Genomic DNA, 13,537 nt, shown 5'->3' on the forward strand with positions numbered 1-13,537 from the left:
CATCATTATGTCATTACAAAATAAAATCGATTTTGCATTAATTTTTAACGTATTAAATGCCAACCCAAATGGTGACCCGCTTAATGGCAACCGCCCGCGTACAGACTACGATGGTTTTGGTGAAATTACCGATGTGTGCTTAAAGCGTAAAATTCGTGACCGTTTACAAGAAGCAGGCGAGAGCATTTTTGTTCAGTCAGATGACAAGAAAGTTGATGGTATGAAAAGTCTTAAGGAAAGAGCCGAATCTGAAGAATTTGGTTTAGGGCCTGTGGCATTTGACCCCAAAAGAACTGAAATAGATGAAGCTAAAAGGCTTTGTTGCGAAAAGTGGTTTGATGTGCGAGCTTTCGGGCAATTATTTGCTTTCAAGGATAAAAAGAAGAAAAACTCAAGTGATACTGAAGCTGCCGGTGTATCCATTCCAATTCGTGGCCCAGTAACTATTCAAAGCGCTTTTAGTATCGAGCCTGTGAGCATTACCAGCACGCAAATTACCAAAAGTGTTAGTGGCGAAGGCGATGGTACAAAAAAGTCTTCAGACACTATGGGTATGAAACACCGAGTAGACAAAGCAACTTATGTGGCTTTTGGGGCCATGACACCACAATTGGCTGAAAAAACAGGTTTCACCAATGAAGATGCTGACAAGATTAAAAATGTGTTAGTAAAACTGTTTGAAGGTGACGCATCATCGGCGCGCCCTGAAGGGTCAATGGGTATCTCGCACCTTGTATGGTGGCAACACGACTCTAAATCAGGTCAATATTCGTCAGCAAAAGTACACAAAACGCTTAGAGAGCATATTGAAAAAGGGTTACCACTCGAAACATCGGCACTTAACGATTCTCTTGTCAGTGCATTGCAAGGCTTAGAGCCTGAAGTTATCGAAGGTTTCTAATGTTGGATGCTCGCCTAGTCAATATTTCCGCTCTACAACATTTTGCTTTTTGTCAGCGCCAATGTGCGCTGATCCACCTTGAGCAAGTGTGGCAAGAAAACTACCTAACCGCACATGGCAGGCAGTTGCACGAGCGGGTAGACAATGGCGAGCCTGAAACGCGCAAAGGCGTGCGTTTTGAACGTGGCGTAGTGGTGACTGCGCCCATTTTAGGCTTAACAGGCAAACTCGATTTGCTTGAACACTATAAAGCCAATAATCAATTTATTCCTGTTGAATACAAACGCGGTAAGCCAAAAACTAACGACATAGATAAAGTGCAACTCTGTGCGCAGGCAATGTGCATTGAAGAGATGCTAAACGTTGAAATAAAGCAAGGTGCGCTCTGGTATTGGCAAACACGAAAACGCATTGAAATCGAACTCGACACAAGCTTGCGAAGTCAAACGAAAGATTTAATAGCACAAGTACAACAATTATTCATAAACGGCAGAACACCCGCACCAACAACAGGCAAACATTGTAAGGCTTGCTCACTCATTGATATTTGCCAACCAAACTTAACTGAACATGACGCTTCAAACCGTTATATCGAGACGTTATTTAACATGGAGGCTGAATGAAAAAGCTGCAAAATTCGCTCTATATCACCAAAGACGGCGTGTATTTACACAAACAACGAGAAACCTTGTTAATTGAGCAAAAAATAGAAGGTGAAAAACAAAAGTTGATGCAGCTGCCAATCCACTCCATAGGCAGTATATTTTGCTTTGGCAACATTATGGTTTCGCCGCAGTTGTTGGGTTTTTGTGGTGAGAACGGCACTCACTTAGCTTTTTTCGATATGCATGGCCGCTTTTTAGCTAATGTTGTCGGTAAGCAAACGGGTAATGTTTTGCTGCGCAGACAGCAGTTTAATGTAGATGAGTTAACCGCAAACGAACTGGCAAAACATATTGTTGCTGCAAAAATTCGTTCATCACGTATGTTGCTGTTGCGTTTTAGACGTAATCACACCGCGACACCACAAATCGAAAAAGCCATAGAACGCTTAAAACAAATTATTGAGCAACTTAAAGGCGTGACAGCTTACGACACCATTTTAGGGCTAGAAGGTGAAGCTGCATCACATTACTTCGCTGCATTTGCTGATATGTTCAAAGGCAATGGTGAAAAGCAGCTATTTGATAAGCGCACACGCAGGCCACCTAAAGATCCAGTCAATGCCGTTATTTCTTTACTCTATTCAGTCCTTGGGCAAGAAATAAGTGGTGCATTGCAAGGTGTAGGGCTTGACCCTCAAGTAGGTTTTTTACATAAAGAAAGACCCGGCAGAAACAGTTTAGCCCTCGACATTTTAGAAGAGTTTAGAGCCTATATCGTCGATAGTATTGCGTTAAAGCTGTTCAACAACCAAACCCTCACTTTAAAAGACTTTGAAACTGATTGTTTAGGTGGCGTGACCATAAAAGATGATGCACGAAAGCAAGTGTTCCAAGCATATCAAGCTAAAAAGCAAGAAGAAGTGATGCACCCTTTTTTACAAGAAAAAGTACAAATTGGTTTGTTACCTCATGTGCAGGCAATGTTATTAGCGCGCCACTTACGTGGTGACTTAGCAAGTTACCCGCCATTTGTGATTAAAAAATAAGGAAGATGAACCATGATGGTATTAGTCACTTACGATGTCTCGTTTACTAGTGAAGATGGGCAAAAGCGCCTTCGGCAATTAGCAAAAGTATGTTTAGATTATGGCGTTCGCGTACAATACTCAGTATTTGAGTGTGAAATAGATGCAACACAATGGCTTATTTTTAAAGAGAAGCTTTTATCTATTTATGACCCTGAAGTAGACAGCCTGCGTTTTTATAAACTCGGCAAAAATTGGCATAACAAAGTTGAACACCATGGCGCGAAAGTCGCCTTAGACATATTCAGAGATACCCTTATTTTATAATCGCTAGTCCACAGTTCTCATTAAAATGCTGGCGATCTAGCGATGTTTTAAGTTCTTTAAAAATATAGAAAAGATATATTCGTAAAAATTAACACAGGATATTTACGTTCGTTTACTACTGGTTAGCGAAAAATAAGTGGCTGTGTTAGATTATGCCTGCCTTTGAAAAAGGGCGGTCGCGCCTCACGCAGGCGCGTGGATTGAAACTATTTCTCTTCTATAAATTTGATTATTTGCTGATGTCGCGCCTCACGCAGGCGCGTGGATTGAAACACAACAATACACTGTTTTTTGTAATCCAAGTTAGTCGCGCCTCACGCAGGCGCGTGGATTGAAACGACTTAATGAATTCGAACAACGTTTAATATCCGGTCGCGCCTCACGCAGGCGCGTGGATTGAAACTAAAATTTGCCGAAAAGTACGGTGAACTACACCGTCGCGCCTCACGCAGGCGCGTGGATTGAAACACGTCTTTAATTGAAGGTGACTTAGCTAATTTTAGTCGCGCCTCACGCAGGCGCGTGGATTGAAACTATGTTGATGCTTACCAGATGATTTAGAATAAAGTCGCGCCTCACGCAGGCGCGTGGATTGAAACTATGTTGATGCTTACCAGATGATTTAGAATAAAGGTCGCGCCTCACGCAGGCGCGTGGATTGAAACCGCAATATCATCAACCTTTAATTTTGGTTTTACAGGTCGCGCCTCACGCAGGCGCGTGGATTGAAACATATAAAAATAAAAACAAATTTAAATTAGATTAGTCGCGCCTCACGCAGGCGCGTGGATTGAAACCTCTGCAAATTCGAAAGAATTAGCCGGTGTGGTCGTCGCGCCTCACGCAGGCGCGTGGATTGAAACAGCGTCTTGTTTACGTGCGATAAATCCAAAGCTTTGTCGCGCCTCACGCAGGCGCGTGGATTGAAACAGTCATAGGGATAGATGGTACATAACTTGGATTAGTCGCGCCTCACGCAGGCGCGTGGATTGAAACCAGGCATGTTTTATAAATTTTTTATTCGTCCTTGTCGCGCCTCACGCAGGCGCGTGGATTGAAACTTGAGTTTGATTTTGTTTTGTTTCGTCCGTTTGAGTCGCGCCTCACGCAGGCGCGTGGATTGAAACATCGAACGTTGGTCTAATGTTAGTTAAATAAACAGTCGCGCCTCACGCAGGCGCGTGGATTGAAACTATCTTATGGATTAGATGAGCTTGCAGAGCAAGAGTCGCGCCTCACGCAGGCGCGTGGATTGAAACATTCCAGCACTTTAGTCAATCTTCAATCGTTATGGTCGCGCCTCACGCAGGCGCGTGGATTGAAACCGAGAAAGGTTCACCTTTGTTTGTTACTAAATACGGTCGCGCCTCACGCAGGCGCGTGGATTGAAACAACTCGATGATGAGCTAACAGACAAAATCATGAAGTCGCGCCTCACGCAGGCGCGTGGATTGAAACCATGCGAAGATGGCGGCGAACCTATCAACAATACGTCGCGCCTCACGCAGGCGCGTGGATTGAAACGCAACGTCTGCGCCAAATTGCATTAATATCAGCTGTCGCGCCTCACGCAGGCGCGTGGATTGAAACGAGAGAAGTTAGGTTTGAAGTAATTGGGTTTGTTGTCGCGCCTCACGCAGGCGCGTGGATTGAAACATCTTTATAAACAACCTTGCCTTGATAGTTGTTACGTCGCGCCTCACGCAGGCGCGTGGATTGAAACAAAGACTGCTAGGAACGTATTGTCTTGTAAAATCGTCGCGCCTCACGCAGGCGCGTGGATTGAAACAGGGTAGGCATAACCGAGGGAATGAAAATCTTGGTCGCGCCTCACGCAGGCGCGTGGATTGAAACAAATACGATAAGACTAATCATATCAATGAGATCTGTCGCGCCTCACGCAGGCGCGTGGATTGAAACGCATAAAAAACCCGACGAATTTCAGGTCGTGATGTGTCGCGCCTCACGCAGGCGCGTGGATTGAAACATGACAGATTATTGAAATACCATTCTTTAAGTTAGTCGCGCCTCACGCAGGCGCGTGGATTGAAACGAATAAAGCTACGGGCGGCTTTGCTAATGATTACGTCGCGCCTCACGCAGGCGCGTGGATTGAAACTACCACGTTCGCTACGTTGCCTTGCGATACAACGTCGCGCCTCACGCAGGCGCGTGGATTGAAACCAAAAAACATTGAGCTGCATAGCGCGCTGAAAAGTCGCGCCTCACGCAGGCGCGTGGATTGAAACGCGTACTGGGTGTTTGTCTGATCAGGCTGCGAGGTCGCGCCTCACGCAGGCGCGTGGATTGAAACAGTTCAATCGGGTATTGCTGGGTGTTTAAACTGTGTCGCGCCTCACGCAGGCGCGTGGATTGAAACAAACAAAAAACACTCGCCCGGATTTAGCCCCGCGTCGCGCCTCACGCAGGCGCGTGGATTGAAACAGGATATGGAAAGCGGCTTATTTAATAAGACCAAGTCGCGCCTCACGCAGGCGCGTGGATTGAAACTATGACGGATCAGCTTGGGAATCATTTGGATTATGTCGCGCCTCACGCAGGCGCGTGGATTGAAACTAATTTCAGCAGCATTGATTACAGCATGCTTGAGTCGCGCCTCACGCAGGCGCGTGGATTGAAACCTTCCATAGTTCTAAATTCAGATATTAATCGCTGTCGCGCCTCACGCAGGCGCGTGGATTGAAACATTTGATTTATTGAGATTATTTAAACCGCTAACAGTCGCGCCTCACGCAGGCGCGTGGATTGAAACTAGCAATGTCAGGTTTGGCTCAGGGTTTAAGCAGTCGCGCCTCACGCAGGCGCGTGGATTGAAACTTACACACGTATTCCTGATTTCCCTCGCTCTTGTGTCGCGCCTCACGCAGGCGCGTGGATTGAAACATTACTGGTTCAGATGCAGGGGATTACTTCTTACGTCGCGCCTCACGCAGGCGCGTGGATTGAAACTACACTTGGCTGAGTAGTCTTTCTTACTGCCCCGTCGCGCCTCACGCAGGCGCGTGGATTGAAACAATTTAAGAGCTCCAATAGATGGGATACAGCCCTGTCGCGCCTCACGCAGGCGCGTGGATTGAAACCTCATTTTTTTTAGTATCGGCTTGGTTAATTTGGTCGCGCCTCACGCAGGCGCGTGGATTGAAACCACGCGGGATCACCGATTAAATTAGATGACTCAGTCGCGCCTCACGCAGGCGCGTGGATTGAAACTTCATGAGTTGTAAGAACTTTAAACATTTGAGAATGTCGCGCCTCACGCAGGCGCGTGGATTGAAACATAACATTGATATGTGTAACCTAAATCAGATAGGTCGCGCCTCACGCAGGCGCGTGGATTGAAACACTCACTTCGCTCATTTGCAGTGGTGTATTCTTAGTCGCGCCTCACGCAGGCGCGTGGATTGAAACCGAAAATGCCGATGGTTCACCCATTACAGCAATGGTCGCGCCTCACGCAGGCGCGTGGATTGAAACATCTGACAATATTGGTCATCCAAAAGATATGTCGCGTCGCGCCTCACGCAGGCGCGTGGATTGAAACTGATGGCGTTAAGCTGATGGATTACCAAAACTCGTCGCGCCTCACGCAGGCGCGTGGATTGAAACACGGCATGTCGCTAAGCACCGCACCAAGCACGCTGTCGCGCCTCCCGCAGGCGCGTGGATTGAAACTATTTGCTCTTTTGTGACTGGTATCCCCGCGCTTGTCGCGCCTCCCGCAGGCGCGTGGATTGAAACTTTAAAGCCCTGCATTATGGGCAGATGGCTGAAAAGTCGCGCCTCCCGCAGGCGCGTGGATTGAAACAAGCTCTAATTTTTGCAGTTCGTCGCGCTTTTGCGCAGTCGCGCCTCCCGCAGGCGCGTGGATTGAAACACGCCATACAGCTCTGCGAATGGTTTTGCCATAGTCGCGCCTCCCGCAGGCGCGTGGATTGAAACAAGAAATGATAGAGGCAATTGAAACCGATTATGCGTCGCGCCTCCCGCAGGCGCGTGGATTGAAACTTCAACTTTGTAGCTATCTTCAATAATGATTTTGTCGCGCCACCCGCAGGCGCGTGGATTGAAACTATTCAGCAGCATCACATGAAAGTAGTTGAGATAGTCGCGCCTCCTGCAGGCGCGTGGATTGAAACGGGTAAAGTTTCGATATATTTTTCAGCGCATGAGTCGCGCCTCCCGCAGGCGCGTGGATTGAAACATAAGGGCCACAATGTTGATTAACGTTGATTGTTGTCGCGCCTCCCGCAGGCGCGTGGATTGAAACTAAAAGCCAATCATTTAGATAAAATATTGATAGCCGTCGCGCCTCCCGCAGGCGCGTGGATTGAAGTTGTAATGTTCTGTGAGGGCTCTACTATAAAGGGTTGTATTCCCTTAACTCACGGGTCTGAACCGATTCAACGGAAATCCTATCGATTGGGATGATCTTGTTCCCCGTACTCACGGGGGCTGAACCGCACAGAATTAGCATTTTTAGCGTTAAGTTTTATATAAATTATAAGGAATAAAAATGGACTTTTTACCTAGCGTCCCTCTAATTATTGACCCCGATGATCATACCCAGTCAATGCAGGCTAATGAACTTGAGTTGCTGGTGGAATACACGCGGGCTCAAAAGGAGCTTGATGAAATTGTTATCGAAGTTGCAAGTATCGAATGGCAAGGGTCGCATGATTTAGTGGCGGTTTGGCAGCCTGTAACGCATATTTCAATTGATAGTAACGCACACCAAATTATTGCTGTGCGACTTAAGGCATTAAAAAGAAAACGTTATTTTTGGGTGTGTATTGAGTGCGGTTTTAGGCATGCAGTAGGGCATATGCATGACGCTGATATTTGCCAAGGCTGTGCAAGCAAAAAGCATGGCGTGGTGTATTGATTTTAACTACAAGGAATATGTAATGACTGATCACAATAAAAGCTCACACGAGCAGGATGATAACCAAGAAACTCAGCGAGCTGATAGGCATTGAGAGAATAAGCCATAATCATACCCAAGGATCATTTTGTTTGTTGGCTGATGGGTCAGTATTTGATAGCTGAATACCCAAACCCTGTAAGACTTTAAAAATAGCGTTGATTGTTGTGTTCTTGTTACCATTTTCAATGCGGGAAAGGGTATTGATCCCTATATCACACAGCGATGCACAGTCTTCTAATCTCAAACCTAAACTGGTACGTTTAGCGCGAACGAGTTGCCCTAAAATGTCTGGTGAACTAATGACTAATGTGTCTGGCACATGCGTTACTTTAATTGATTTTGTCATTATCTTACTTACGTTATAAATCACCGATAACGGTGATTTATTGCATCGAAAATTGTTAACCACTCTAAATTCACCAGTATCGGTGAATTTAGCGTGCCATGTTAAACGGCTCTTAAATGAACCGAAGATGTTGCAAGGCTCATATTGCCTGTTGCTGCTTGTTCGATGTGTTCTGACCACCATTGCATCATTTTACGTCTGCGCTCTAAGTAACCTGAGCTCTGGATAATAAATTTATCTCCAGCGGCTACTTTCAACGCTAACGGCGTTGAATTTACTTACAATAGGCCAGCTATTGACGCGTAAATTCGCCTTGTTATCCTTAAAAGTTTCCGGCTACAGACTTGAAAAAATATTTACCAATTCAATATCAATACGTTAGTAAATCTCTTAACCAAAGCTCAGGTTAAGTAGGCTGAACGATTGTATGCACGGCGTACTTCGTTTTTGTCTATGTGGGCGAGGGCAGATTCGATAATATCAGGATCAAAACCTTGTTCATTCAGTGTGGTACAGGCGAGTGCACGAAGGCCATGCGCCACCAGCCGATCTTTAAACCCCATTCGTTTTAATGCTGCATTCGCTGTTTGCTCATTGGTATGACTGCGCGGATTTCTATCTGCCGGAAAAATATACTCACGATGACCACTGAGTGGTCTGATAGCTTCAAGCAAACCAAGTGCTTGCGGGGTGAGGGGGATTTCGTGTGATTTATTCTTTTTCATTCGCTGGGCAGGAATAAGCCACACTTGTTTTTCAAAGTCGATTTCATCCCATTTAGCGCCTGCGGCTTCACTGGGTCGTGTCATGTTATGAAGCTGCCATTCAATTAAACAGCGGGTGGTCAGTTTAATACTCGCGGTATTGATAGTTTGCAAGTAATGCTCTAGCATCTTCACGTTTCTTTCTTGCACCAGCTAAAAAAATGAGCGGATATTGACCAAAGCTGATATTGGTTTACTTTTTAGAAAAGGGTCTGTAGTACTTAAATAGCCATGTTTTGGTACCATTTGGCCTAATTACCAATTGGAGTCCTGGGCCATCAGAAAGGCTATATTCCTTTTCGAGTGCTTTGGCCTGTTTTATTTGCTTGTCGTTTAATGGTTTTACAATTTTAGTCATATTTTCTTAGTACCATGCTTTAGAAGCCTTTAGATATAAGGGTTGAGTTGATTTTGGTACCACAATATTTTGTCGATAGGTGCATGTGGTACCCAGGAAGGTACGAAAAACACTGGCTATGAATAAACTTTATAGGATTAAAAAAGATATAAAAAAACCCGCAATGCTTGATTTCTCTAGCGTTGCGGGTCTTTATCGGTTCTTAAAATTTAATTTAAGAACCTAAAGTGGTGGAGCTGGGGGGATTTGAACCCCCGTCCGGAAAGCGTCGACCTTCGGTCCTACATGTTTAGTATCGTCTATTAGTTAACCTTTGAATCTCGGACGAACACGATAAGCAAAGGCGAGGCCGCTTAGTTTTAACGCTTCAACCCCGGCCAGGGTTTCCGTCGCGATCAGGTGTTAGGGTGACACTCCAAAATCCAGTCCACAAGAATACATGGGAGGAGCGCTAGCGGCCTAAGCTGCTAGAGAGTAAGAATCGTCGTTTGCGATTACTTTAAATGCGGCTTTTTTACGAGGCAAACCGCACCTCGACATGCACCTAAGGCTTCTTGAATTCCGTCGAATCCTAATCAGCCCCTGAATAAATTCAGTTAGATGTTGTCACATTTTTTAATAAACTATTAATGTGACTCGACAGCGCAAGTATAACGCACAATTTCTTTTACGCACAAGCAATTAACTTAGTTAATATGGTTTCTAAGAGATTAAATTAATTTAATGTACAAAAAGTAATCTAGGAGTTGTTTGTTGGGCTTATAAAAATAAAAAAGCAGCAACATAGCTGCTTTTTTATTGGTTTTGATTAAAAGGATTGAACTACTTTGACACTGCCATCGACTGCTGAGGCTGAAATAAATCCAATAGTATTTGGGTTTGAAGCGACTAAGCTGATGACTTCGGCGTCATTAGCCACTTCTTTAGGTGGGGTGCCTTTACCAGTGAAAACAAGTTTTGACCAATAAGCCTTAAGTTGGCTTGATGATTTTTTTAATGCTTTATCATTGAATTCATCAGCTATAGGATTACCTGAATCCAGTGCAATCGCTATAATTTTACTCCCATCATCGAATGACTTCACTTTTCCGGTATATATTTTTGCAATGGTATCAGCGTCAAGTGCGTTGTTATTAGATGGGTGAACGATAACGGCTACATCAGCAAATGTGAGCATTGAAGTGGTCGTTAAACTAATCGCCACTATTAATTGTTTAATATTCATGTGAAGCTCCCATTAAAATACTAAGTCTACGCCAAATGTTAGTGATTTACTGTCGCCAGCTACCGCAAGACTATAAGAATTGTCTTTGACAATATCATATTGAACTTTGAATGCGGCAGATGAATGAAAATCCCAGCGTAAACCAATTGAGGTTGTATTGTGGTCTTCGCCATCCTCGCCTTCTTGACCGAAATCAGCATAGGAAATATAAGGTGTTATACCATCAAATCGATAGCCCATACTGAGCATCCAAGTGTCAAGATTACCATCTAAATCTAGGCGGTTAAGTTCCGACAAGACAAATAAGTTACCAAAGTCAGCATTCATTGCTAAGCCGTAAAATTTACCATCTCGGTAATCTTTGCCATCCCATGTGACCTTATTACCCGATGCATCGTAACGTTCATTTGTGTACATCATATGAGTGGCACGGATTTCTAGCCAATCATTACTGACGGTTACCACGCCGCCTAAAATGTCTTTCCAAATTTCACGAGTCTTTTCTTTGAAGAAAAACTCAGAAAGTAACTTATTATCTTCATCGTCTTCACGACCTCCATAAATGTTAGCCGATAAAGACCAATCACCTATTGAGCCGTTGTAGAGTAAATTGATGCCGTTGTAGTTAAAAATTTGCCATGTGTAATTATCTGCAGGCGCACGCATCCATACATACGCATAACCAACATCATAAAAATCAGAATAATAAAACAATGGTAGGCGTTTTTTACCTGCTTGAATTGTCCAGCGGTCATTAATTTCGTAAGAAAGATAAGCCCATTCGAACGTTGCGTCGAAATTTTCGGCTCCCCTCGCCACTATTTGCGCTGTGGCTGATAAGCCTTCTGATAAATCAGCTTTAACTTGAAGGCCAAAGAGTGATTCAGGTTCAAAACTGAACTCATCAGTGTAGGCGCTAACAATTGGGTAGTCAGCTAAAAAAGTGGGTGGTACATCATATTGTGGTACCCCATCTCCGCTTAATACTTTACCGGCGTTAACGCTGGCAAAACCTGTGATATTGACTTCAGCATGCAACGATGTAGAAAGGGCTGCAAGTACTGCAAGTGCGAGTGTTGTCTTCATATTTTATCCCCGATTTAGATAATATGGCTTGCTTTACGCAAACTGAAGTATAGCTATTGTTGAAAAAAATCGAGTAAATGGATAAAAATATTAGAATTATTATAGTAATAGTGTCCTAATAAACTACCTTTAGAAGAGTTAAGACTTTAGTTACGAAATGTTAATTTGAGGATCGCGTCTATGTCTGCAGGGTTTGGCTTCAATAATTTAAGTATTACAAAAAAAATACATGCCATTACAAGTATTGCTGTTTTAATTTTTATAATTTCATCTGTCATTAATTACAACGCAATACAAGATAACGAAACAGCATTAAAGGAGCTTGAAGCATCGACTTTTAAAGTGGTGCAATTAGCTACGGCGAATAAATTTTTACTTGAAAAACTCGATGAACTTTATACCCAAGCAGTTACTTTTGGCGATGCTGATTTAGTGTCAAAAGCCCAAGAAACAGCGACAAAGATAAACGAGAATTTAACGCAGTTAGCGTTATTAGATAAAAGCTACCAAGGGCAAGAAGCGAGTCAACTTGAAAATTACGCCGCCATCTCAGGGCAAATAGCCAATGATATGATTAATGGCAGTGCTGATTTTTCAAAAATTCAGCAAGACGCGCAAAAAAAATCGAAAAAATACGAGGGATTGCTTGAAAGTTTCAAAGCAATCGATGCAAAAGCGGATGCACGTTTTATTGAACTGATACAAGCGACACAAAATCGTTCTAAGGATGCGCTTGTTATGATGCTAACAATTAGTAGTGTCATGTTGCTTGGTTTAGTTATTTTGGCTGTGTTTATTGCCAGAGGGATTGGGTATTCAGCAAGTGACGCAGCAAGGTCTCTTGAATTATTAGCCAATGGTGGTGGTAGTTTAAGCTCGCAGTTAGCTGTGCGTTCGCACGATGAAATCGGTCAGGTATCGATTAACTTTAATGGGTTTATGGCACTCTTAAAAGCTGCAGTTTTAAACATTATGGCTGTTGTTGAGCCGTTAATGGAAAACTCCACCCGATTAGTGCAAGGTATGGAAAAAGCAGAAAAAGCTACAAATCAACAAAGTAGCGATGCAGAGGTTGTTCGCCAATCCATGGAAGAAATGAAGCAAAGTGTTGGTGATATTTCTTCTTCAGCAGCAAGTGCAGCTCATGCTGCTCAAACAGCTGAAAAAGAAGTTGAGCAAAGTTTAAGGCAAATTAAATTATCAGTAGAGACATCTCAGGCATTAAGTAATGAAATAGATAGTGCTTCTGCAACGATTGATAAATTAGCCAATGATACAAAAAATGTAAGCCAAATTTTAAATGTGATTACAGCAATTGCGGAGCAAACAAATTTACTGGCATTAAATGCCGCGATAGAAGCTGCTCGTGCAGGTGAGCAAGGTCGTGGTTTTGCCGTTGTAGCCGATGAGGTCCGAGAGCTTGCTTCTCGTACCGCAAAATCAACAAATGAAATTAGAGAGTTATTAACTGCGTTGACTGGTGCTGCTAATGTGTCTGTGAGTGCGATGAATACCGCTCGAGATATGGCAAAAAATAATGCCGATGCTGCACAGCAAACGGGTGGTTCAATTAAGAAAATTTCAGATCAAATCTTGGCGATTAATGGTATGAATGCCCAGATTGCAGCCGCAACTGAAGAGCAAACATCAGTCGCTGCCATGGTGGTTGAGAATGTATCAAACATGCATCGTTCGTTTGAAGATACGTTACAATCGTTGGCGCAGGTGCGACAAGTCGCAACAAACTTACATAGTTTGTCTGATAATTTACTTGATGCAACATCAAAATTTGAGCTGTAAAAAGTATAATCAACTGGCTTTACTACTTTAGGGTGAGTTCTAACTATTTGTTTGAACTCACCTTTGTATTTAAATGTTAGTGAGAAACTAACGCTTAACATTTAATTAAACTTATGCTCAAATAATGATTTAACGAATTGTTAAAACAATTTAGC

Annotated in this window: 10 protein-coding genes, 1 other RNA gene, 1 pseudogene and 1 CRISPR repeat array; of the genes and pseudogenes, 6 read left to right on the plus strand and 6 right to left on the minus strand. The window is 43.6% G+C overall.

Annotated elements, in window-relative coordinates; all coding sequences use genetic code 11:
- The first annotated feature begins 7 nt into the window (after positions 1 to 7).
- The 5 genes from cas7c to AC3KZC_RS04955 all read left to right on the plus strand — a co-directional run bounded on the left by cas7c (position 8) and on the right by AC3KZC_RS04955 (position 7,761).
- Positions 8 to 901 (plus strand): type I-C CRISPR-associated protein Cas7/Csd2, encoded by an 894-nt coding sequence (gene cas7c / locus AC3KZC_RS04935; RefSeq protein ID WP_490579858.1) that lies wholly within the window; start codon positions 8 to 10, stop codon positions 899 to 901.
- A complete protein-coding gene (cas4, locus tag AC3KZC_RS04940) occupies positions 901 to 1,524 on the plus strand; it encodes a CRISPR-associated protein Cas4 (protein ID WP_490579857.1) in 624 nt (207 codons plus the stop codon). The genes cas7c and cas4 overlap by 1 nt, the downstream gene beginning before the upstream one ends.
- Positions 1,521 to 2,552, plus strand: coding sequence for a type I-C CRISPR-associated endonuclease Cas1c (cas1c, locus tag AC3KZC_RS04945; protein ID WP_490579856.1), 1,032 nt, complete (start codon positions 1,521 to 1,523; stop codon positions 2,550 to 2,552). The genes cas4 and cas1c overlap by 4 nt, the downstream gene beginning before the upstream one ends.
- 12 nt (positions 2,553 to 2,564) lie before the next feature.
- Positions 2,565 to 2,858 (plus strand): CRISPR-associated endonuclease Cas2, encoded by a 294-nt coding sequence (gene cas2, locus AC3KZC_RS04950; RefSeq protein ID WP_490579855.1) that lies wholly within the window; start codon positions 2,565 to 2,567, stop codon positions 2,856 to 2,858.
- A gap of 175 nt (positions 2,859 to 3,033) precedes the next feature.
- Positions 3,034 to 7,213: a CRISPR direct-repeat array (repeat unit 32 nt; unit sequence GTCGCGCCTCACGCAGGCGCGTGGATTGAAAC).
- Positions 7,214 to 7,392: 179 nt separating this feature from the next.
- A complete protein-coding gene (locus AC3KZC_RS04955) occupies positions 7,393 to 7,761 on the plus strand; it encodes a hypothetical protein (RefSeq protein WP_490579854.1) in 369 nt (122 codons plus the stop codon).
- A 109-nt stretch (positions 7,762 to 7,870) separates the two neighbouring features.
- Here AC3KZC_RS04955 and AC3KZC_RS04960 read toward each other — a convergent pair whose 3' ends face one another.
- The 6 genes and pseudogenes from AC3KZC_RS04960 to AC3KZC_RS04985 form a co-directional block, all read right to left on the minus strand.
- A complete protein-coding gene (locus AC3KZC_RS04960) occupies positions 7,871 to 8,149 on the minus strand; it encodes a helix-turn-helix domain-containing protein (RefSeq protein ID WP_490579853.1) in 279 nt (92 codons plus the stop codon).
- A gap of 410 nt (positions 8,150 to 8,559) precedes the next feature.
- Positions 8,560 to 9,015, minus strand: a pseudogene (locus AC3KZC_RS04965) (tyrosine-type recombinase/integrase); the annotation flags it as partial.
- A gap of 91 nt (positions 9,016 to 9,106) precedes the next feature.
- On the minus strand, positions 9,107 to 9,271 hold the full coding sequence (locus tag AC3KZC_RS04970) for an integrase arm-type DNA-binding domain-containing protein (RefSeq protein ID WP_490579852.1): 165 nt from the start codon (positions 9,269 to 9,271) through the stop codon (positions 9,107 to 9,109).
- 228 nt (positions 9,272 to 9,499) lie between these two features.
- Positions 9,500 to 9,854, minus strand: a transfer-messenger RNA (tmRNA) gene (gene ssrA / locus AC3KZC_RS04975).
- A gap of 225 nt (positions 9,855 to 10,079) precedes the next feature.
- On the minus strand, positions 10,080 to 10,496 hold the full coding sequence (locus AC3KZC_RS04980; RefSeq protein ID WP_490579851.1) for a type 2 periplasmic-binding domain-containing protein: 417 nt from the start codon (positions 10,494 to 10,496) through the stop codon (positions 10,080 to 10,082).
- 12 nt (positions 10,497 to 10,508) lie between these two features.
- On the minus strand, positions 10,509 to 11,582 hold the full coding sequence (locus AC3KZC_RS04985; RefSeq protein WP_490579850.1) for a porin: 1,074 nt from the start codon (positions 11,580 to 11,582) through the stop codon (positions 10,509 to 10,511).
- A gap of 180 nt (positions 11,583 to 11,762) precedes the next feature.
- On the opposite strand from AC3KZC_RS04985, the gene AC3KZC_RS04990 reads away from it, so the two are divergent.
- Positions 11,763 to 13,382, plus strand: coding sequence for a methyl-accepting chemotaxis protein (locus AC3KZC_RS04990; protein WP_490579849.1), 1,620 nt, complete (start codon positions 11,763 to 11,765; stop codon positions 13,380 to 13,382).
- Positions 13,383 to 13,537 lie beyond the last annotated feature (155 nt).

It is taken from the genome of Pseudoalteromonas sp. J2K-J031 (assembly GCF_058197095.2).